We start from the raw sequence: 22,069 nt of genomic DNA on the forward strand, positions 1-22,069 counted from the left end.
GAAGCAGGAAACAACCAATGCGAAAATCGCTTTGGGTGCTTTGCTGGAATGAATCTGTTGATGTTTCATGGTTTCCGTTCTCCGTCTCTGGTACCCAATTGTCAAGCACGGAGCTTCTGGCTGGGACCTGCATTGAGTAGAGGTGAACCGGCATCTTGCCTGTTTATTCATTAGGCAATTAAGCTCGCTGCGTCCCTGAAGGTTTTCCAATTAGTTCGATTACAAGGCCTTATACTCCTGCCACCTGTTTGCCATTTGTACATTTGCGTTGATTTTATAGCAACAATTTGGCTTAAAGAAACAGCTTAACCCTAATATATGCTACCTGCGCAACCTAATCGTAGTTTAATGGACGGCATTCGTTGCCTCCAAATTTTGTCGACCATCCCAGGCCCGATCGGGGCTCGCGAACTCGCCAGGCGCCTGGATATGGAAACTACGCGGGCTCATCGACTGCTCAAGACCCTCGCTCACATGGGTATGGCGCGCCAGAATCGACACGCGAAATACATGCCAGGACCTGCGATGCACGTGCTAGCAGCACAGAGCTTGTATGCTTCGGGTCTGATTGGAAATTCGACCAAGCCACTGCGTGAACTTCATCGGAAGGTGGGTCTCATTACCGCTTTCGGTATGCTCTGGGAGCGAAATTGCTATTATCTTTATCACCTCATGCCTGGTATGTCGGCGGAAGAAGCGGTTGGGCGAATGCGTTTGCAACCAGCGACCCAATCGGGAATCGGCATGATGATCTTGTCCAAGAAAACCGATGATGAAGTGCGAGAGCTTTATGAGGGTGTAGATGATATTCCTTCTTATATGGGAGGGGTAGAAATGGTGATCGAGGATCTTCACCGCATACGCAAATTAGGTTACGCCTTTGTGGAAACCCATTCAGAGACCGCCGAAGTCTCACTCGCAGCTATGTGCCCAAATAGCTTATACACTAGTGTTGCCGTCGCCGGTTCATTCGATGAGTCAAGGATTCCGGAGCTCAAAGCCTGCATTGACCAAGCATTAGAAGAGATCTTTCCGGTAGCACCGTAATCCAGAGTATTCAGTAAGCAGGTAACTGTGGTCAGTATTTGATTGAGGTCGCATCGCATTGTCGAGGCGAGCGATGTCACAAGGTCAAATATCCCTCGTCCTTCGTCCCTTGCCACACATCCCATTTCTCCTTCAATCTCTGGCCTATGGTTGAAATGAATTTGGAATACACGGGCGACTTGCGAGCACTTGCCACTCACGGTCCCTCCGGCACGGTTATCCAAACCGATGCTCCCACGGACAACATGGGGAAAGGTGAGTCCTTCTCCCCAACAGATCTCTGCGGGGCTGCACTCGCCTCCTGCATACTGACCACTATTAGTATTAAAGGACAAAACAAAGGCTGGGACCTAAAAGGAGCTACGGCCAAGGTTCAGAAAATCATGTCCGACGATCTCCCTCGTCGAATCTCGCAGCTCAATGTCGACATCGAAATCCCTAATCAATTTTCCGAAGACGATAAACAAGAGATGCGTCACATAGCCGATACCTGTCCGGTTAACCAGAGTTTGAATCCGGATATTCAGGTGAATCTGAAGTTGGAGTGGGTTTAAGGGTTACTGGAAGGTTTATTCGTGAAGGTAACCAAATGAGGCTATCGTACCGCTTGAACTAATTCCGAAAACTTTTGCCTTCTTCTCGTTACTGAGCTGCACCGAAACGAATTGGGCAGCCGGCGAAATCTCCCTCGCGAACTGAATTTCCAGCTTCTCGGGCCTCGTATCCAAATTTTGGTGATGTAGTGCGGTTTGTAGGTATTCCATGTAGGCGGTGTTATTGACGTGTTGGTTGCCGTCGATGTCACCATAGCGGAGGCTGATGCGTGTCTCCTGTGCGTCAGCCCCCGGTTTGGGTAACCGGAGTTTGTCAAGTTTATCGAAATAGACCTCATCGGGTCGCGTGAGGAAGTTGTCTTCGATTTCCTGTGGAAGGCGAGTAAGTGACTTGCTCTCCATGTTGATACAGAGCCACAGGGTAGAAACCTGTCCGATTAGTTCATCGCCCACATACAAACGAAAGTCCCGAAAGCCTTTGAAATGTTTCATTCCGCTTGCCCATGTTTTGATGAGTAAGACTTCGTCGAACTTTGGATAGCGCTCCAGCTTCATTGCTACCCGGTTGAGAATCCAGGACTCACCTTTATCCTCCATGATCTGGGTTCCAATTTTCGCTTGGTTGGCGTGGTGAATAGCCGCTTCCTGGAGCAGTTTGAAAAGCGAACCCAGTTGAATGCGATGATTCCGATCGACCTGGAAATACCCGACGCGGTGGGTGAGCTCATAGATTTCGTCCATACCATATCAAAGTTTCAATCGCCTCTTAACGTGCAAGGTTTTTGTAATACTCCTTTGTTTTCTTCTGTTCAGAAATCTTTTTTCAACAGAAGCAAACGAAGGGAACGAAGAACCTACACAACTGCGAAATGTGGGAAACTTCCCTATCTGCTTGTACCGAATTCTTGGTAGGCGACGCTACTTCTCTAACAGCGGATCTAGATGCTCCCACACCAAGTCGGCAATGATCGCATGGCCTTCGACGGTGGGATGGATCCCATCGGCCTGATTAAGATCTTCAATGCCACCCACGCCTTCCAAGATGAATGGGATCAGATGAGCTCCCGTAGCTTGGGCAACTTTTTCGAAGGCGCTGCGAAAGGCTTCCGAATAATCAGGACCCAAATTGGGAGGGACCTGCATGCCGGCCAAAACCAACTTAGCCTCAGGATACTTGCTTTTTACCTTCTCCAAAATGGCGGTGAGGTTCTTGCGAGTTGATTCCACCGGGTGGCCGCGTAGTCCGTCGTTGGCACCCAGTTCCAATACAAAAATATCCACGGGTCGATTAAGCAGCCAATTGGTCCGGGCAAGCCCGCCTGCAGACGTATCGCCACTCACCCCGGCATTCATGACCGCGTAGTCGAAGCCTTCCTCATCGAGCTTCTCCTGAATCAAAGCGGGAAAAGCGCGATCATCGCCGATTCCATAACCAGCCGTGATACTATCTCCCATAAACAGAATCGTTTTTGAAGTAGCTGTTAGAGCGGAACTACAAAGTAGTAACGTAATGAAAACGATGTGCGTTAGACTAAATTTGAAACCTTTCACTTTTGTTTCGGGACAGAGTCATCAAACATAGGTTCACTTTTTATCGTCTTTCCAGTTAATAAACTCAACGTAGCCCATATGAGCATCCTTCAGGTCCAAAATGTATTTAAAACGTTCACCACGGAAAGTCATGAGGTGCCCGTCTTGCAGGATGTAAACCTGAGCATTGAAGCAGAGAGCAAATGCTCCATCCTTGGGCCATCGGGAAGTGGGAAAACAACTCTCCTGGGATTGTGTGCTGGATTAGACCGTCCAACGAGTGGAAGTATCTATCTCAACGAACATGCCTTGCATGAATCGAGCGAAGATGACTTGGCCCAGATTCGTAACCTGGAGGTGGGCTTTGTTTTCCAGAACTTTCAACTGATCCCTTCCTTATCTGCCTTGGAAAATGTTTTGGTCCCGCTGGAGCTTCGGGGTGAATCCAGCAAGCAAGCTCGAGCGAAAGAGCTCCTATCACGAGTGGGCCTGGGCGATCGGTTTGATCATTTCCCAGTCCAGTTATCTGGCGGGGAGCAACAACGGGTGGCCTTGGCACGAGCCTTTATTCATCAGCCCTCCATTCTTTTTGCAGATGAGCCAACAGGCAATCTCGACGGAGATACCAGTGGGATGGTTGAGGAACTTTTGTTTGATTTGAATAAAGAAGCAGGGACGACCCTGGTTCTGGTGACGCACAACCTGGATCTGGCGAGAAAGACTGATCAGATCTACCGGATTCATCAAGGAGCTGTGGAGGTTCTAGAAAACGTATGAGCCGATCCGATGCAGGTCCCGGTTGGAAGTGGGTGACTCTAATGGCTTGGCGGGACAGCCGGCGAAGTCGAGTGAAGCTGGTTCTCTTCGTGCTTTCTATTGTGTTTGGATTGGCGGCCTTGGTTGCTATTCGCGGATTCCGGACCAATGTGGAAGATGCCATCCAGAGCCAGTCGAAGGAGCTGCTTGGAGCGGATGTGGAGTTCAACTCCCGCAGTCCGTTCTCGGAGGAAATTGAAAATTTCATCGACGGACTGGGTGGTGAAAGGACCGATGAGATGCGTCTGGCCACCATGGGGCTCTTTGAATCGAACGGCGGTTCGCGTTTGGTTTCCATGCGGGCATTTGAGGATAGCTTTCCCTATTATGGTATTCCCGAAACCAGGCCGGAAGTATCGATGGAGCAATTTCATGCCGAGCGTTATGTGCTGTTGGAGGAAAGCCTCTATCATCAATTTGAAGTGTCGGTTGGTGATCAAGTAAAGCTTGGCCAAATCCATTTCGAGGTGTTGGGAATCATGGATCGGATTCCAGGTGAGTCCAAACTGACCGGCTGGGTAGCCCCTCGAGTTTATATTTCTAAAAACCATTTGGAGAGCACGGGTCTGATGCAGTTTGGCAGTCGGGTGTCCTATCGCTCTTACCTCAAGCTGGAAAACAGTGACACCATCGATGAAGAGCTGGAAACCCAACGCCGTTTCTTTCGTGAAAATCGGGTCGGGGTGGATACGGTGGAGGAAGAGCAACGGGAGTTAATCAATTCATTTCAACAGGTTACCGACCTGCTCAATCTGATAGGGTTTATGGCGCTCATTCTGGGTGGTGTCGGAGTGACCAGTGCCGTTCATGTTTACCTGAGTGGCAAAATGGACACCATCGCCATTCTTCGTTGTCTGGGGACCAAGTCCTCACTCGGAATATCCATTTTTCTGGTACAGGTCTCGGGCTTGGGACTGATCGCATCCTTTATCGGATCCTTATTCGGCACGGCTATTCAATTTGTTATACCTGTCTTTGTTGCTGATTACCTGCCGTTCGAACTAGAGGCGCGGTTCTCAATTCTCGATTTCGGGATCGGGCTGTTTTTCGGCTGGCTGGTTTGCTTCCTGTTTACCCTCCTGCCTCTGGTTCCTTTGAGAAAGATATCACCTTTGCGAGTCCTGCGAACCGGGGTGGAAAACCCTGGTGCGATGAAAAAGGACCCGTGGGTTTATCTCATTGTTGCTACCCTGGCTCTCGCGCTGTTCGGATTTGGCTTCGCCCAAACGGATAGCCTGAAAGTGAATCTCGGGTTTTCAGGGGGACTGCTCGTGGTATTGGGTCTGCTGAGTCTGATTGCCTGGTTGTTTCTTAAAGCAATTAAGAAACTTGTGTCCAAAGGCCTTCCATTTGCTTGGCGTTATGGCATCGCCAATCTTTACCGGCCCAACAATCGCTCAGTTCTCATGCTGGTGGCGCTGGGTCTTGGATTCATCATTGTCCTTTCCCTCTTTCTGACCAAGGAAGCGATACTCAAGCAGATCATTGTCGATCGTGGAGGCAATAGTTCCAATATGATCCTATTCGATATTCAGCCGCATCAGCTTGCCGATGTTGAGACGGTACTGGAGGAGAATAATCTGCCTATTGTCGAGGCGGCTCCCTTGATAAACATGCGGATTTCTGAACTCAACGGCAGACCCGTTCGCGAATTTATGCGTCGAGGGCCTGGTCGTGAAGGAGGGGGACGTGACCGAGAGCGGCGGGGTGAAGATGAGGGACCTGGAGGTTGGGCCTTGCGAAGAGAGTATCGCTCAACCTATCGAGATCACCTTACCGAGACCGAGACATTGATCGAAGGAACGTTTATTGCGGAAGCCTCCATCGAAGATGAACCGATCCCGGTCTCCATTGAAGAAGGTCTTACCGAAGATTTGGGCGTGAGTCTGGGGGATCGCCTGGTATTCGATATTCAGGGTCTGGCTTTGGAAGTGGAAATAGCCAGTATTCGCAAAGTCGATTGGAACCAGGTCAGGGCAAACTTCTTTTTCGTTTTTCCAAAAGGTGTATTGGACGATGCTCCTGGTATTTTTATGGTGGCCACGCGAACGCCGGATGCTGTGACAACGGGAAAAGTCCAAGCTGAACTCATGGATATTCATCCGAATGTTTCTTCCATAGACCTGAGGTCCATCCTTTCGACAATCGATGACATTCTGGGAAAGATTACCTGGGTCGTTCAATTCATGGCCTTGTTTACGATTTTGGCCGGACTGATGGTCATGGCCGGAACTATCATAACCAGTCGTTACCAACGGATACGTGAAAGTGTGCTGCTTCGGACACTGGGTGCCGGATCAAAAACCATTAAAGGCATTCTTTTTATCGAATTTGCTGCCGTTGGATTTCTTGCCTCCTTGGTGGGAGGTTTTGTTTCCATTGTTGCGACCTGGTCCTTGATGAAGTTTCTTTTCAAGCTTCCCTTAGTAGTTGCTTGGGATGCCGTGGGAATTGGAATGGTGACAATGATGGTTCTGACCACGGTGACCGGTTTATTGAATAGCCGTGGAATTACGAAACAGCCGCCGCTTGAGATATTGAGGGACGAGTCGTCCTAGTTTTCATTGGTTACCGTTCAGACGCACCGCTCGCTCGGCGATCGAGCCCTCCACAAATACATTAAATCCGCCGAGAAAAGGTAGGGCGACCTCGCCGTTGCGAATGCGGTTTTAAGAGGTAGAGTTCAGAGGAGCAAAGCGACGACAAGACCGGGCTGCGCAGCAGAACCGGAACAAGAGGAAGTTTCCTTCACTGCGCCTAATGATAACTGACCACCGATTACTTCTACACTCTCGCTACTCCTCCAACGTCACCTTCACTTTAAAACTGTCGGTCTCCCCCGGCTCCACCCAATGGAGGCCTTTCTTGTGTTCTGGGCTGTTGGGTGGGCCCATCCAGGGCTCGACACAATAGAAGGGGCTGTCGTCGAACTCAGTCCAGGTAACCACAGTGGCTCCTGGAAGCGGACGAACAGCATCGGAGACGATGACGGTGACATCTTCCTCTCCGTTTTTCAGACCAAACTTTACCTTATTGTTTTTGAGGCGAAAATGAATGCGGTCCACTAGCTCCGGATCGTCCATGGAAACTTCGCCTCCTTTGAAATCGGCAGAAACGAGCGCACCATCTGCGGCGTGATAGACCGATTTGCAACCGGGCATGAGGGTTCGGTAGTGCTTGCGGCTATAGCCTTCTTGCCAGGGAATGGTGAAGTAAAAGTGGTGGCCGGCGCTCCAGGGGATTTTCTCACTCCCTAGATTGCTCAAGAGAAACTCAACCTCCACCGAGAGCATAGAAAACTGGTACCTAACCAAGAACTCATAGTCGAAAGGGTAGGCCAGGGCATCTTCCTCAACGGGTACAAGCTTCAAAGTGATGGATGAGTCGTCCTGCGCTTGAATCTCGAAGTGACCATCCCTGGCAAACCCATGCTTGGGCATGGGAAGTACTTCGCCGCTGGGAGATTTCCAGTTTTCAATTTTACCTTTGTGGAAGGTGCGGGCTGAAAATGGAAATAAAATAGGATTCCCTCCGCGAATGGACGCCAGGTTTTGAAAATCTACCCCTTCAGGCCAATGGATGACCGACCTCGTTTGATTTCCAGATAGCTTAAGTTCCCAATCCATTAACCGGGCTCCACGCTGGGGCAGCATCCGAAAGGTGGAGGGCCCTAAACTCCATTTGAATATTTCCTGATCTTGGAGGTTTTCTCTAGTTAACATGATTCAAAACTTAGCACGGTTTACAAAACTGCCAGCACTTTCGATTAATCGTCGAAGCTTACTTGCTTTTGCCGTCTTCCCTTCCATGATTATTTTTTGGCTATGAGCCGATTCATTTACCTCATCATTTTCTGCCTCACTACGGCAATGCTTTCTACGTCAGCATTTGCCCAAGAAGGGGATTCCAATTCTGAGTCGAAATCAGAATATGTAGAATTCTCCGGGATCAATATGTCCGGGCTTTCGAAAGAGGAACTGATTCCTGCATTGGAAGGCATCGAGTTACCCGAAGAGGGGCCGCTCAAAGTGGCTGTCATTCCTGTCAAAACCGATATTGGCAATCCCGTCCTCTATATATTGCGACGATCTATCAAGGATGCCATGACTGCTGAAGCGGATGTTGTGGTGCTCGATATGGATACGCCCGGCGGCCGTCTGGATATTACTCTGGAGATTATGGAAGTGCTCAACGAGTTTCCGGGAATCACGGTGACCTACATCAACGATGAAGCGATCTCGGCCGGAGCCATTATCTCTTCGGTAACCGATTATATATATTTCGCCCCTCTTGGGATTATGGGTGCCGCCGCCGCCGTTTCTTCTTCCGGTCAGGAAATTCCTGATACTATGCAGGCCAAAATCAAGAGCTACCTGGATGCACGCATCGAGTCTTACGCTCAGGATAAAAAGCTCAGGAACAACGTCATCAAAGCGATGATGGATAAAGAATTTGAATTCGTTGAAGATAATGTGCTGATCAGCCCCAAAGGGGAGCTCTTGGGATTAACCGCATCCAAAGCGGTAGTGAAGTTTGGAGATCCACCTCAACCATTAGTTGCAGATGGAATCGCTGAATCCATTGATGAGATTTTTCAATACGGATTCGGCACTGAAGAAGTAGATATCACCAGGTATGAGCCTTCGTGGTCAGAAGAGTTTGCTTCCGTGATCGATTTTCTAACCCCCGTTCTCTACGGACTCGGCATCGTTATGCTGGTTGTGGAATTAAAGACGCCAGCTTTTGGCCTGCTCGGTTTGTTAGGCATTGGATTGATCGTGATAGCTGTCTTTGGACACACCGTGGCCGGACTCGCTGGCTTCGAAGCCATTCTTTTATTGGTTGGTGGTGTTGTGCTACTGGCCATAGAAGTCTTTGTCCTGCCGGGTACCTTCATTTTTGGAATCTCAGGAGTACTGTGTATTCTCGGAGCCATGGTTTGGTCTATGGCCGATGTGTGGCCGGTTGTTCCTCAGCCCGGAGAAAGCCCTATCGATTGGAAGCTGAATACAGATTCTTTATCCAAGGGGGTAGGCGATGTAGCGATTGGAATGCTTATTGCAGTTGCTGGAGTATGGGCCGTTTGGCGCTTCCTTCCCAAATCGCCCTTCTATAAAAGCTTAGTTCACCAGGGCCAATCCGGAGATCCCAGTACGATTGTATCCGGTGGAGGTCGTTATGTTGAGGAAAAGTCATTGCCGGATATCGGTTCAGAAGGAGTTGTTGTCACAAATCTTCATCCACTTGGCATGGTCGAGGTTGATGGAAACCGTTACGAAGCGACTACCTCGGTTGGAGATTTAGCCAGAGGGGAGAAAATTATCGTTGTGGGGTATAAGAGCTACTCACTGCTCGTAGACAGGAAAGCCTAAGCAAGATGACCACAATTATAGTAACTTTAATCATCGTATCCTTCATTTTATTCTTTATGGAGGTCTTCGCACCTGGAGGTGTATTAGGTTTTTTTGGCGCCTGTGCTCTTATTGCGGCTGCCGTTTTGGCCTACGATACGATGGGTCTCTTCGGGTCTATCTCCATTTTAGTAGGCGGAACTTTGGCGGCTATTGCGCTATTTTTTATACAGATCAAGTTGCTCGCGAAGTCCAGGTTCGGAAGGACCATCCAGCACAAGGACCAACAACGAGCACAGACATCCCCTGTTGGGCGAAATAATCTAATAGGCAAAACCGGTATCGCATTGACCACAATGGCGCCTTCGGGAAGAGTAAAGATTGCCAACGAAACATTTGAAGCCGCTTCGAATAGTGGTTTAATTGATAAAAATGCCACGGTTGAAGTGGTAAGGTCGGAACACTTAAAATTAATCGTTAGAGAAATATGATACCTGTAATTGGAGCCACCACGACAGTACTATCGATCGTCGCGATCATCGTAGTACTCGGAATCTTTTTCATCATCCTTTCGTTTTTCAGCGTATGGATGAAGGCGTACTCTTCTGGAGCGCCTGTAAGCATGATGAATCTCATCACTATGCGCTTTTTTAGAAAGCTGCCGTATAGCTTGATAGTGGAGGCACGAATTACTGCCGTAAAGGCAGGTATCGACCTCCCAATTGAACACCTGGAGACCCACTACATGGCTGGTGGTGATATCATGCAAACCACCTTGGCCTTGATTAATGCCCAAAAGGCCGGCCTGCCTCTTGATTGGGATCAGGCGACCGTGATTGACTTAGCCACCAAAGGAACTGAGAAGTCTGTGGTCGCGGCTGTTAGAACCTCCATCAATCCGATTGTTATCGATTGCCCGGCTTCTAATTCAGGGAAAGTCACCATTGATGGGGTTGCCAAAGACGGTATCCAAGTAAAGGCACGCGCTCGAGTAACCGTTCGCAGTAACCTTGAACGTTACGTGGGTAGTGCTCAGGAAGAAACGATTATAGCTCGTGTAGGGGAGGGTATTGTAACTACCATTGGTTCAGCTGAATCGTACAAATACGTTTTGGAGAATCCGGATTCCATTTCTAAAAACGTATTGAATCGTGGTCTCGACGTTGGAACGGCTTTCGAAATTATTTCAATCGATATCGCCGATATCGACATTGGTGAGAACATAGGTGCCCATCTGCAAGAGGCCCAAGCTGAAGCGAATAAGAAAATCGCCCAAGCGCAGGCTGAAATCCGGCGTGCTGCTGCGGTTGCGCAGGAGCAAGAGATGAAGGCCAAGGTTGAAGAAATGAATGCGAAACTGGTAGAAGCTCAGTCTCAAGTGCCCATGGCCATCGCCGAAGCATTCCGCGCTGGCAATCTTGGAATCATGGATTACTACCGCCTTGAGAACATTCAGTCCGATACTTCCATGAGAAAGTCGATTTCTGATACTGACTCCGACGGACCCACACCTCCAACCAGTTAATCATTAGTTTTTCCAATGGATTGGGTTCTAAACAATCTGGAGAATGTAATCATTCCCATCATCATCATGGTTCTGTATGGCCTAGGTAGTGCCAAACAGAAGAAGGATGGGAAGAATGCTCCTGTGGAACAGCCTTCCGAGGCGGATCCAGATGAAGCAAGACGCGTTCGAGAGATTCAGGAAGAGATCCGTCGCAAAATTGCCGAGCGAACCGGTCGGGTTCCCCCGCCGGTTCCGGCTCCAGCTCGAGTACCGCAAACCAGTAAGCCTGCGCCGCAAACTCAAAAGTTTCCAACACCTTCACGCACTCCCACGCCTCCACCTGCACCTGTCCCGGTTCAACCAACGCGTTCTTACCAGGATGAACTTCAGGCCAAATTGCGTCAGATTAAAGAGCTGGAAGAACAGACCGTCACCAAGGTCGATACTTTATCCGCTTACTCTCAAGTCAAACCGAGCCTAAAGGTCGCACGGGGTGAGTTACGGTCTCAATTGTATGCCGATCTTGCTCACCCTGTAGGACAGAAGAAAGCCATACTCGTGGGTGAAATTCTAGGACCTCCAATTGGAATAAAAGGACCGGCAGGTTGGAAAGCTAACGTGTAGCAGAAATCAGGGTATAGTGATTCGGCCAAGCCCGTCAGTTCCAGGGCTGTAGGTTTGCCCACCTTTGGTGTAGCTTAAATTGCGACCTTCGCTGAATGCTATTGTGACGGGACCATTCTTGCGGATCTCTATCTCTTCACCTGCTGCCATGGGATCACTGAAAAGACGATTGTTACTCGCTTTTTCGATAACCAGTACGTTCACGTCACCTGATGCGATCAGCTTAATTACCTCTTCAGCTGACTCCAAAATTTGAGCACCAGATGAGTTGATAACGGGTGCTTCTACTAATTCAGGATTAATTTCGGGGCTTTCCTTATTAATGACGTTCCACACCACGTAGACCAAAAGTATAAATACCGCGAATACCGCGGCTACGGCAAAACCGAGTTTCCAATAGAGTGAATAATCAACCTCAGGGTCTGCATCATTGCTGACCAAGCCAGAAGTTCCTGTTTCTGGTCCGCCCTGAGAGAAAGAACCAAGAGGAGCGAGGTTTTCGGATTGTTGGGCTTCCATTGAAGCTGGCTCTTCTTTATCCGGAGCTTGATCTGGCATATCCAGTCGGCCTAGCAATTCACCGCGATCTCGCTTCGAGATTTTGCTCCTGCCGAGCTTAAAAGAGTTATAATCGGTAACAATCTTAGCTGGATCAATATGTAGAAATTTTGAGTAATTACTCAAAAATCCGCGCGTATAGATGTCCGGAATACCGATATCGAATTTGTCTTTTTCGAAGCAATCAAGGAAGTCACCGCGTATTTTGGTAGCGTCAGCTGCCTCGCGTATGGAAATACCCTTTTTTTTCCGGGCTTCTTCTAATCTTTCCCCAATGGATTGCATAATTGTTTGGTTTAGGGAGACCGTCCGGAAAAAGCAAAGAAAATGATTATCACTCTGTTCAAACGATGAAAATAGTTTGGCTTTACCGACTTTGGTTAGGAACTTTCCTTCTCTCAACTGGTAAAGCGCTAAGCTCTACAAGCTATCCAGGTCGCCAATGATATCTCTAGGCTTGGATCCGTTGTCGGGGCCAACAATGCCGCGAGCCTCCATGAGATCCATGATACGGGCTGCTCGATTGTAGCCAATCTTGAGTCGACGTTGTAGCATCGAAGTCGAAGCTCGCCCGGTAGTTCTCAATACATTGATCGCCTCTGGAAAGAGATCGTCCTCTTCGTCTTGAAGTTCGCCTACATCCTCGTCATCCGCCTCCAGATGCTGCTGTACTTCTTCTACGAAACTGGGTTCCCCATTCTGTTTTAGGAAGTCCACGATATTATTGATTTCGTCATCCGAAACAAAGCAACCTTGGGAACGAATGAGTTTACCCGATCCATCAGGCAAATTGAAAAGCATGTCTCCTCGACCGATCAGCTGATCGGCGCCGTTGGCATCAAGAATGGTGCGGCTGTCTACCTTCGAACTCACTCGGAATGCAATTCGACAAGGTAAATTGGCCTTAATCAGTCCTGTGATTACATTCACAGAGGGTCGCTGAGTAGCGATGATCAAGTGGATACCTGCAGCTCGTGCTAACTGAGCCAGGCGAACGATGCCTGCTTCGACATCCTGCGCAGCTACCATCATCAAGTCAGCTAGCTCATCGATAATACATACGATGTATGGATATTTATCAGGTATATCGATCTCAGCGTCTCTAGGAACTTCGATTTCCGGAGCTTCTGCCTCTGGGATGTTGTCCAGACCGAGAATGTCGTCGGTTGCCATATCATCCATGGCATCCTGGGCATTGCGATCAGCTTCTTCCTGTCGCTTCTTTTTCTGTTTATCGTTAAAGCCATTAATATTGCGAACGCCCATTTTGGCGAACACCTGGTAGCGGCGTTCCATTTCGCTGATGAGCCACTTAAGAGCTCCCGGAACCTTCTTAGGTTCGGTTACAACGGGAATCAGCATGTGGGGCAGGTCGTTGTAAACCTGCATTTCCACGATCTTCGGATCGACCATGATAAAACGCACGTCCTCCGGACTGGAGTGGTAGAGCAAAGATGCAATGATCGTATTGATACAAACGGTTTTACCTGCGCCGGTCGCACCCGCGACTAAGAGGTGAGGCATTTTGGTAAGGTCGGCTATGAGTGGGCGACCACTAACCTCCTTACCCAATGCAATAGGAATCTCTGCCTTTGAATTGGCCCAATCTTCCGACTCAATTATATCACGAAGGTAAACAGACTCACTGATTTTGTTGGGCACTTCGATACCCACCGTTCCTTTTCCTGGAACCGGTGCCTGTATCCGAACAGCCATGGCTTTGAGGCCAAGTGCTATGTCGTTTTCCAAACTCAGGATCTTACCAACCTTTACGCCAGGTGCCGGTAATACTTCATAGCGTGTAATAACCGGACCCGTGTGAACTTCGCCCATCTTGACCTTTACATTGAAGCTGGCCAAAGTCTGTACCAAAGCGGTGGCTGTTTCCTGGTGTTCTGACTCATCCAAAGAATCATCCTTTTGGGGTGGTTCCTGCAATAGCCCTAGATTTGGGAAAATGTAGCTTCCTCGTTTCTTTGGAATTTGTTTCTTCGAGGCCTTACGGGTCGCCTTGCTCGCAACAATCTTAAATTCTGCTTCGGGTTCATCCTTTTTGGAGAATCCTTCTATGGGTGACTTGAGACCCACACTGGGCTTTTGCTCTACCGGCGTATGTTTATTGGTGACGAGAGGAACTATTTCATCTTCAACGTCGTCGAGTTCGATAGGCTCGAGCTGCGTTTCCTCTTCTTCATCCTCACGAAGGCTGATTTTGCCTTTTGGCTTTTTGGAACCTGCGTCGGGTTGCCCCAAATCCTTTAGCTCCTTCGCTTCAAGTTCGGCTGCCTTCTTGCGCTCTTTCTCTTCTTTCCGTTTTTTACGTCTCTCTGCACGAGCTAACTTACTTTCCGCCCACCAGGTTTGGGCTCGCTCCATCATGTTGGAGAGATCGGAGGTAAGTAGAACCATCAGGCTTACCACCACCATTGCCCCTATCACGATGGAAGTTCCAAGGGGCCCAAGCGCTGTGCGAAGGAAATTGGTGTAAAGGGTGGTTCCGACGACTCCGCCAAGACCCTCTGCGTAGCTCCAATCGTTATGAATCTGCTCAGTGCGTTGTTCGAAGAAAACTTCTTGGATCATCGAGCCGAGCACCGAAATCGAGAAAATATAGGCCGCCATAGCAACGACCTGTGGCCATTTGAACAAGTGAGACCGCTTAAAGAAGCAAATGTAGCTGATCCAGAACCAGCAAAGCGTCACGATCCACGCGGAAAAGCCAAAAATGACCAGTGTCCAGAATGCGATTTTTTCTCCAACAACCCCAACAGCAAATTCCTGCCCACCATCCACTACGGAATTGGTGGGAACGAAATCGACCCGCTTGTATGAGCTGTGGTCCAAATCGAATGCAAACAGCGAAATTAAAAACAAAATCCCGATAACCAGGAAGATGAAGCCGATGACCGGACGTGATTTACCGGTATAGGAACCAAGCGTCTTCTTTTGAGTCGCTTTAGTAGCCTTTTTCTTGGTGTTCGCCATAGTATTTAAATGCAGCCTAGGGGTGGCAGGTGGAGTGACAACGACATGAATCTACTTTGACGCTTGATTAACAAAAAAATCAAGCCCGCTAAGTCGTTGCAAAGCAACGATAAGAGAGCAGTCGCGGGATCCCGAAAGTCGGTTGTGGTCAGTCACCGGAAAGAATTGGATGAGTTGATGGATGAAAGATAATAAATAGGGGCCAAATAAAATTGTTTTTGGCTCCTAAAAAAATGTCATCATAGTATCTTTCCAGTGAATGAAAAGTTTCTATTCTTGTACTTTTTAACCCATGTCTTCTCCAATTTACTTTAAACCCCTGTATATGGAACGCGTCTGGGGAGGCCGAGGCCTCGAGGACAAGCTAGGACGATCTCTGCCGTCAGACAAAGTCATTGGCGAGAGTTGGGAGATAGTCGATCGCCCTGAAGCGCAGTCTGTAGTGGCTACCGGTGCATTTGAAGGACAGACTATTCGTGAGTTGTTGGAATCATCTTCTGGCACCGTAATGGGCCCCACTTATGATTCTTCCAAACCCTTCCCCATCCTTGTGAAGTGGTTGGATTGTCAGGAGAAACTTAGCTTGCAAGTGCACCCACCGTATAAGGTTGCTGAAAAACTGGGAGGCGAACCTAAAACGGAAAATTGGTATATTACGGATGTGGATGAAGGTGCCGAGCTTATGGTTGGCCTCAAAGATGGGGTGACTTGCGAAGCTTTTGAAGAGGCTCTCAAAAACAATGCGCTTGAACCCCTGGTTAACAAGGCGACCGTTTCACCCGGTGACTCTATTTTTGTTTGGAGCGGACGCATTCATGCGATTGGTGGAGGAAACTTCATTTTGGAAATCCAACAAAACTCAGACACCACGTATAGAGTGTATGATTGGGGTCGAGTAGGATTGGATGGAAAACCTAGAGATCTGCATATCGATGAATCGATGGAATCGATAGCTTTCGATGACTACGAGCCGGAGCCGATGAGGGATACGCAGCCCGGAGATACCATCGCAGACTGTAACGAGTTTCGTATTCGGAAGGAAAAGGTGGGCGTCGATAAAACGCTGAGTTTCCCCGAAACCAGCCAACCAGTACTCCTCAATGTTGTTTCCGGAGAAATTGATATCCAGGGCCAAGATCGCACCCGATTTAAAAAAGGAGACACGGTATTATTACCTTACACCGGAGATTTTGTGGTGAGCGGAGTTGGCGATGCAGATTTGTTGATCACGGATCACTTTGCGTGATTTCCAGTCGCAGGTGGCCTGCTTTTCCTGAAAATTGGGTCTGAAATAAGACCGTTAGTATTGCTTGAACTTGTTGGAAGAACCGCTTTCCTTAGCTGGTTCCAATCATGAAAGCAGAGGAAAAAAATCAAACATCTGAAAACGAAATTGAAGAGCCGGTAGTTGAAGAAGCCCAAGAGGCGACTGAAAATACAGCTGAAGCCGAAGCTCCTCAAAAGGATGTAGCCGAAGCAACCGAGGAAGAGGCTTCAACTGACGAAGTGGCGACTGATGAGGAGAAGGAGCTCACCGTCGACGAGCTTCTTCAGCAAAGCCATAAAGAAAAAGAGGACCTTTATCAAAAGGTACTCCGGGCAGCCGCTGACTTTGAGAATTTTCGTAAACGTAGTCTCCGGGAAAAAGAGGAGCTTCGTAAGTATGCAGTATCTGGATTAATCGAAGATCTGCTACCTGCATTGGATAATTTAGAACTTGGACTGGCAGCAGCCGACAATCATCCGGAAGCGAAGGCGGTATCCGATGGATTTCGAATGGTAGCCCAGCAGATCACTAGCATTCTCCAAAACAATGGAGTGGAGTGCGTTAATCCTGAAGGTGAAGATTTTGATCCAAACTTTCACGAGAGCGTGGGTTTTCAGCCCAGCGACGAAGTTGAGGATCAAAAGGTAATTCAAGTGCTTCGCAAAGGGTATAGCTTGAATGGTCGTATTCTTCGCGCTGCGAATGTGATTGTTTCCAGTGGTCCCGCTAGTGAAGAAGAAGGAGAAAGCTAATTATGGCGGATGATTATTATGAGCTATTGGGTGTAAGCAGAGAAGTTTCAGGCGATGAGCTGAAAAAAGCCTATCGGAAACAAGCGCTTAAGTACCACCCAGACCGCAATCCGGATGATAAGGAAGCGGAAGAGCAATTTAAGAAAGTATCGCATGCTTACGAAGTTCTCAAAGATTCGGAAAAGCGAGCGGCGTATGACCGTTATGGACCTCAAGCCTTCCAAGGAGGTGGAATGGGAGCCGGTGGCGGAGGTGGGTTTCATGACCCCTTTGATATGTTTCGCGACGTCTTCGAAGGTCAAGGCGGCAGCGGCGGTGGATTTGGTGGTATTTTCGATGAGCTATTTGGCGGCGGTCGGAGCAGCGGCCCCGGTGGAGCCCGTGCGGGAGCGAACCTCCAGTACGACTTGCAAATCAGCCTGGAAGAAGCCGCTAAAGGCGTTGAAAAGGAAATTACTTTTCGCCGCGCGGTTGGTTGCGAACAGTGTAACGGTAGTGGTGCCGAACCTGGTACCAGTAAGAAAACCTGTAATACCTGTGGTGGTGCTGGTCAAGTAACCTCATCCCGTGGGTTTTTCCGAGTAAAGCAGGCCTGCCCAACCTGTCACGGAACGGGGTCAATTATTGAGAAACCTTGCTCTCAGTGTTCAGGGGAAGGCCGCGTAATGAAAACCAGCACTTCTCAGGTTAAAGTACCTGCCGGAGTCGACACGGGTTCTCGTTTACGTCTTTCCGGAATGGGAGAAGCAGGTACCGGTGGTGGACCAACCGGAGACTTGATTATAGTTATCCATGTCAAGGATCACGATATCTTCGATCGCGATGGAGATGACCTTTATTGCCAAATCCCCATCAAGTTTACTTTGGCTTCATTGGGTGGCGCTATCGATGTGCCTACTTTAAGCGGAAGGGCCTCACTCAAAATCCCTGCAGGGACTCAATCGGGAACGACGTTCCGTATGCGGAAAAAAGGAATGACTTCGTTGCGTGGTTATGGAAATGGCGATCAGTACATCACGGTGCACGTGGAAGTTCCCAAATCACTGACAGGAAAACAGAAGTCGCTTTTGGAAGAGTTTGCCAAAGAATCGGGGGACGACCAGAATCCAGTTGGAAAGTCGTTTTTTGATAAAGCAAAACGTTTCTTCGACGACAAGTAGTTAGAAGTATCGGAGTTTCTCACCACGAGCCATGCCGCTGTTTCAAGTGACCATTCCCATCACCGGTGAGCAGGTTGAATCACTGGAGGAATTGCTTTTCGAAGTAGATGACGGGCATTGGAATATCTTCCTTGATCAGGACACACAGATAGGCACAGCTTCTGGAGTATACGAGAGTGAGAAAGATGCACGGACTACTTGGCAGGTCATTGCGCCCTTTTTTGAAGAAGTGTTAGGTTCACTTGAGCCTCGTTTCGAAGAGCTGCCTGATAAAGATTGGAAGGACAGTTACAAAGACCACTTTAAGCCATGGAGTTTCGAGGGGTTGCATTGGGTACCTGTATGGGAACGGGAAAACTATGAGGTCCCGCCGGGCGATGCGGTGGTCTTCTTAGATCCGGGAATGGCCTTCGGGACTGGCAACCATGAGACCACCCGTTTGTGCATAGAGGCTCTCATTGATTTTCTTAAACAACCAGGACTCGAGAAAACTCCTCTGGAAGAATTGACCTGTTGTGATGCGGGTTGTGGTTCCGGAATCCTAGCTATCTCGGCTAAAAAGCTAGGCCTGGGGTCTGTATTCGGTTTCGATAACGATCCGGATGCTGTCCGTATCAGCCATGAGAATACAGAGCTGAATCAATTGGTCGGTGAGATTGATTTTATCAAAGGAGATATAGACAGCGGCTTTCAAAACCAATCCCATGACCTTGTGTTTGCCAACATCCTTGGAGTGGTGCTTATGGAATTTCCCGAACAGCTACTGAATTCAGTAAAGCCTGGTGGCAGGCTCATTCTAAGTGGGATTTTGAAAGTCGAATTGCAACAAGTTGAATATGTTTTCCGCAAGCAAATGGAGGAGATGGGCCAAACGGGCAGTATTCACCTGCATGAGCTAGGCGAATGGTCGGACGTTGTTATCGACCTGATATGAACTAGGCCTTGGGCCTTGGTTCAGCAAGAAAGCCTTCCACGATTACATTTACCTCACCCAGGTTTTCGATTCCCAGGTCGTGTCGAATGGCATGCGTGATTTGTCGCTGAAGCTCATTCGAAATGTCCTGTAGTCGTGTTTTAACGCGAAGTTTCAATCGTACCTTGATGTGAATCTGGCCCTTAATCTTGCGAATATCACTACGCGCTTTTCCAACTTCCACGAACTGCTCGCAGGTACGTTGAACAATTTCCTGAATGGCATTGCGAGAAATCTCTACTTTCCCGTCCTGATTGTTGAAAACCAGAAGATTCTTCTCTCCCAATTTTAGAAATAGAACCACCAAAACCACGAAAATGACGGCTAGGGGAATGAGGACCATGAGGGTGAGCTGCAAGGGCTCAGTGCCAAATTTGTCTAGGGTGCTTTCCATATAAGTTGATAATTGAGAATGCGGCTAGCGTGGGTGTATCTGGTGGGGCTGTCGAAAAAAAACGCGGACCCGTAGGACCGCGTTTAGCAAAGTTATCAGTAAATTTACTCTACTTCCTGTAGATTGGAGGTTCCATCCTCATCTCTACCATCAGGTGATTTGACGCCATCGATAACGACATCAACACGCTCAACCAATTTACCAGTCATGTTTTCGACTCGGTCTTTTGCGGCAATCTGCACGTCATAGGCACATTTTGCCAGTTCGACCCCGTAGTTGAGGATGAGGCGAATTTCGATGACGTAGTTGCTCTGCTCGCTCTCTGTAACACGCACTCCTTTTTCTTCCTTCTTGGAAAACATATCGGCGATGCCTTCAACAAAGCTGCCAGCTACGGCGTAAACGCCACCGTTTTCGAGTGCGGCCAAGCGAACGATGCTCGCTACCACCGAGTGATTAATTTTGATGTCCCCTAAAGAGTTGGAGTCTTCCGTTGAAAGGGAGGGAATTTGTTGGGTATCCGATTTGTCGCTGTCCATGATTATTCGATGTTGTGATTAGACTGCAGTAAGGTATCCATGTTAGCGCGTTCTACAAATTCTTCGATAAACTTGGTCGTCGCTTTACCATTTCTAAACACTGGATCCTGCATAATTGCTTTAGAAAACGGAATCGTCGTTTTGATCCCGCTAATAATAAATTCTCCCAAGGCCCGGTACATGCGGTCCATGGCGATTTCCCGGTTTCTGCCATAGGTAATGAGCTTCCCGATCATGCTATCATAATAGGGAGGAATCGTGTATCCACCGTAGACATGCGAATCCACACGTACACCGTGTCCCCCGGGCGGATAATAAAGATCGATCGTTCCTGGGCAGGGTGCGAAGTTTCTCATTGGATCTTCCGCATTGATGCGGCACTCAATCGCATGGCGATTGATAACGATCTCATCCTGAGTGAAGCGCAGTTTTTGCCCATCCGTGATGCGGATTTGCTCCTTGATCAAATCAGTATCCGTAATCTCTTCAGTTACCGGGTGTTCCACCTGTATCCGGGTATTCATCTCGATGAAGTAGAAATTTCCATCTTCATCGACTAGAAACTCAATCGTACCGGCATTGGTATATCCTACTGACTTAGCCGCTTTGATGGCTGCATTCCCCATTTTCTCCCGCAATCCGTCTGTCAGGAAGGGTGAAGGTGCTTCTTCGATGAGTTTTTGGTGCCGGCGTTGAACCGAGCAATCCCGTTCTCCAAGGTGAACCACATTGCCATGGTTGTCGGCAAGGATCTGGAACTCAATATGACGAGGATTGTTGATAAATTTTTCTAAGTAGACGTCGCCATCTCCAAAGGCTTTTTCGGCCTCTGCTTTGGCCATCTCAAATTCTTTGTGGAAGGCTGCGCTATTGTGGGCTACGCGCATTCCTTTTCCACCGCCACCTGAAACCGCTTTGATAAGTACTGGGTATCCAATGGATTCGGCTACTTTGACTGCTTCTTCCGCTGTTGGGATGACTCCGTCACTTCCGGGGACAGTTGGCACCCCTGCTTTCCGGGCCGTTTCGATTGCCAGGGCTTTGTCGCCCATATTGCGGATTATTTCCGAGCTTGGGCCGATAAATTTAATTTTGCAGCTTTCGCATTGTTCTACGAATTCAGCCTTCTCCGAAAGAAATCCATAGCCAGGATGGATAGCATCTACATCTGAAATCTCAGCTGCACTGATGATGCGATCCGCTTTTAGATAGCTTTCACTGGGTGAAGCCGGTCCGATGCAGATAGCTTCGTCGGCCAATTGGACGTGCAATGACTGCTCGTCCGCCTCCGAATAAACGGCTAGCGTCTTAATACCTAGCTCCCGACAGGCGCGAACGATGCGAAGAGCAATTTCGCCACGATTGGCGATGAGAATTTTACTGATCATAGATGTAATCCCTTAGGACTTAACCTTAAACAGTGGCTGGCCGTACTCCACGGCCTCTCCGTTTTCTACAAGGATTTCTTTGATCGATCCAGAGAGTTCAGCCGGGATTTCATTCATGACCTTCATGGCTTCGATGATACAAACCGTGGTGTCCTTGTTTACTGAATCTCCTATACTTACAAAGGCTGGGCTCTCCGGAGAAGAAGCTGAATAAAAGGTGCCAACCATCGGTGACTTGATAATAACGACACCCTTCTCCTCTACTTCGCCTGCTGCAGCCTCAGCTGCTGCAGCAGCTGCCGGTGGAGGTGTATAGGCAGGAACGGGCGCTGCATAAGCCGGCATGCCCGCTGCGCTGTTGCCCTGGTTTTCATCACTTCGACAGATTCGTAGCTTCAAGTCTTTTTCCTCAATCTCAAACTCAGTGAGCGAGGACTTTTTCATGATGTCGATGATCTGTTTTATTTGTTTTAAGTCCAAATTTTTGCGTGGTTTAGGTTGAATTACCCAGTCAGTGCTAGGTTCTTATCCTGGTCAGTAGGTTGGTTATTTATTAGCGAGAATAGGTATTCTGTATAAGTTATCAGCCAGCTTTAGTAGATTTGCTGCAAATATCCACAAAAA

The 22,069-nt window shown here is 48.5% G+C and carries 21 protein-coding genes; 12 read left to right on the plus strand and 9 right to left on the minus strand.

From position 1 onward, the window contains the following. Positions 1-318: 318 nt before the first annotated feature. Together GA003_19675 and GA003_19680 are read left to right on the plus strand one after the other, a co-directional pair. Positions 319-1,047 carry a helix-turn-helix domain-containing protein gene (locus GA003_19675; protein ID QXD28189.1) on the plus strand — a complete coding sequence of 243 codons (729 nt, stop codon included), beginning with the start codon at positions 319-321 and terminating at the stop codon, positions 1,045-1,047. Positions 1,048-1,193: 146 nt separating this feature from the next. Beyond that, complete coding sequence (locus GA003_19680; protein QXD28190.1) at positions 1,194-1,601, plus strand: OsmC family protein; 408 nt, start codon at positions 1,194-1,196, stop codon at positions 1,599-1,601. A gap of 15 nt (positions 1,602-1,616) precedes the next feature. On the opposite strand, the gene GA003_19685 is transcribed toward GA003_19680, so the two are convergent. Together GA003_19685 and GA003_19690 are read right to left on the minus strand one after the other, a co-directional pair. After that, complete coding sequence (locus GA003_19685) at positions 1,617-2,342, minus strand: hypothetical protein (GenBank protein QXD28191.1); 726 nt, start codon at positions 2,340-2,342, stop codon at positions 1,617-1,619. Between the two features lie 177 nt (positions 2,343-2,519). After that, positions 2,520-3,056, minus strand: a complete 537-nt coding sequence (locus GA003_19690; protein QXD28192.1) for an arylesterase — start codon at positions 3,054-3,056, stop codon at positions 2,520-2,522. Between the two features lie 174 nt (positions 3,057-3,230). Here GA003_19690 and GA003_19695 point away from each other — a divergent pair, with 174 nt between their 5' ends. Both GA003_19695 and GA003_19700 read left to right on the plus strand, forming a co-directional pair. Continuing rightward, on the plus strand, positions 3,231-3,908 hold the full coding sequence (locus tag GA003_19695; protein ID QXD28193.1) for an ABC transporter ATP-binding protein: 678 nt from the start codon (positions 3,231-3,233) through the stop codon (positions 3,906-3,908). After that, positions 3,905-6,505: an ABC transporter permease gene (locus GA003_19700; GenBank protein QXD28194.1), complete on the plus strand. Its 2,601-nt coding sequence runs from the start codon at positions 3,905-3,907 to the stop codon at positions 6,503-6,505. The genes GA003_19695 and GA003_19700 overlap by 4 nt, the downstream gene beginning before the upstream one ends. 237 nt (positions 6,506-6,742) lie before the next feature. On the opposite strand, the gene GA003_19705 is transcribed toward GA003_19700, so the two are convergent. Continuing rightward, complete coding sequence (locus tag GA003_19705) at positions 6,743-7,669, minus strand: aldose epimerase (GenBank protein ID QXD28195.1); 927 nt, start codon at positions 7,667-7,669, stop codon at positions 6,743-6,745. A 102-nt stretch (positions 7,670-7,771) separates the two neighbouring features. On the opposite strand from GA003_19705, the gene GA003_19710 reads away from it, so the two are divergent. From GA003_19710 to GA003_19725, 4 genes are read left to right on the plus strand one after another with little or no spacing between them, the layout of a single operon-like run. Further along, positions 7,772-9,319 carry a hypothetical protein gene (locus GA003_19710; GenBank protein ID QXD28196.1) on the plus strand — a complete coding sequence of 516 codons (1,548 nt, stop codon included), beginning with the start codon at positions 7,772-7,774 and terminating at the stop codon, positions 9,317-9,319. 5 nt (positions 9,320-9,324) lie between these two features. Next, complete coding sequence (locus GA003_19715; GenBank protein QXD28197.1) at positions 9,325-9,789, plus strand: hypothetical protein; 465 nt, start codon at positions 9,325-9,327, stop codon at positions 9,787-9,789. After that, positions 9,786-10,823 (plus strand): flotillin-like protein FloA, encoded by a 1,038-nt coding sequence (floA, locus tag GA003_19720; GenBank protein QXD28198.1) that lies wholly within the window; start codon positions 9,786-9,788, stop codon positions 10,821-10,823. Before GA003_19715 ends, floA begins: the two co-directional genes overlap by 4 nt. A gap of 15 nt (positions 10,824-10,838) precedes the next feature. Then, on the plus strand, positions 10,839-11,429 hold the full coding sequence (locus GA003_19725; GenBank protein QXD28199.1) for a hypothetical protein: 591 nt from the start codon (positions 10,839-10,841) through the stop codon (positions 11,427-11,429). Between the two features lie 6 nt (positions 11,430-11,435). On the opposite strand, the gene GA003_19730 is transcribed toward GA003_19725, so the two are convergent. Next, positions 11,436-12,272, minus strand: coding sequence for a helix-turn-helix domain-containing protein (locus tag GA003_19730; GenBank protein QXD28200.1), 837 nt, complete (start codon positions 12,270-12,272; stop codon positions 11,436-11,438). A 135-nt stretch (positions 12,273-12,407) separates the two neighbouring features. Next, positions 12,408-14,972, minus strand: a complete 2,565-nt coding sequence (locus tag GA003_19735) for a DNA translocase FtsK (protein QXD28201.1) — start codon at positions 14,970-14,972, stop codon at positions 12,408-12,410. 292 nt (positions 14,973-15,264) lie between these two features. Here GA003_19735 and GA003_19740 point away from each other — a divergent pair, with 292 nt between their 5' ends. From GA003_19740 to GA003_19755, 4 genes are all read left to right on the plus strand, one after another. Then, entirely contained in the window at positions 15,265-16,218 is a 954-nt protein-coding gene (locus tag GA003_19740) for a class I mannose-6-phosphate isomerase (protein QXD28202.1), read from the plus strand. 107 nt (positions 16,219-16,325) lie between these two features. Next, complete coding sequence (gene grpE, locus GA003_19745; GenBank protein ID QXD28203.1) at positions 16,326-16,991, plus strand: nucleotide exchange factor GrpE; 666 nt, start codon at positions 16,326-16,328, stop codon at positions 16,989-16,991. After that, on the plus strand, positions 16,991-18,151 hold the full coding sequence (dnaJ, locus tag GA003_19750; protein ID QXD30486.1) for a molecular chaperone DnaJ: 1,161 nt from the start codon (positions 16,991-16,993) through the stop codon (positions 18,149-18,151). Before grpE ends, dnaJ begins: the two co-directional genes overlap by 1 nt. Before the next feature lie 31 nt (positions 18,152-18,182). Further along, complete coding sequence (locus GA003_19755) at positions 18,183-19,085, plus strand: 50S ribosomal protein L11 methyltransferase (GenBank protein QXD28204.1); 903 nt, start codon at positions 18,183-18,185, stop codon at positions 19,083-19,085. Position 19,086: 1 nt separating this feature from the next. Here GA003_19755 and amaP read toward each other — a convergent pair whose 3' ends face one another. From amaP to accB, 4 genes are all read right to left on the minus strand, one after another. Further along, positions 19,087-19,518, minus strand: a complete 432-nt coding sequence (gene amaP / locus GA003_19760; protein QXD28205.1) for an alkaline shock response membrane anchor protein AmaP — start codon at positions 19,516-19,518, stop codon at positions 19,087-19,089. A gap of 104 nt (positions 19,519-19,622) precedes the next feature. Continuing rightward, entirely contained in the window at positions 19,623-20,057 is a 435-nt protein-coding gene (locus GA003_19765) for an Asp23/Gls24 family envelope stress response protein (protein ID QXD28206.1), read from the minus strand. A gap of 2 nt (positions 20,058-20,059) precedes the next feature. Further along, positions 20,060-21,445 carry an acetyl-CoA carboxylase biotin carboxylase subunit gene (gene accC / locus GA003_19770; GenBank protein QXD28207.1) on the minus strand — a complete coding sequence of 462 codons (1,386 nt, stop codon included), beginning with the start codon at positions 21,443-21,445 and terminating at the stop codon, positions 20,060-20,062. A gap of 12 nt (positions 21,446-21,457) precedes the next feature. After that, complete coding sequence (gene accB / locus GA003_19775) at positions 21,458-21,925, minus strand: acetyl-CoA carboxylase biotin carboxyl carrier protein (protein ID QXD28208.1); 468 nt, start codon at positions 21,923-21,925, stop codon at positions 21,458-21,460. Positions 21,926-22,069 lie beyond the last annotated feature (144 nt).

This window comes from Opitutia bacterium ISCC 52 (assembly GCA_014529675.2).
Taxonomy (GTDB): Bacteria; Verrucomicrobiota; Verrucomicrobiia; order Opitutales; family UBA2995; genus UBA2995.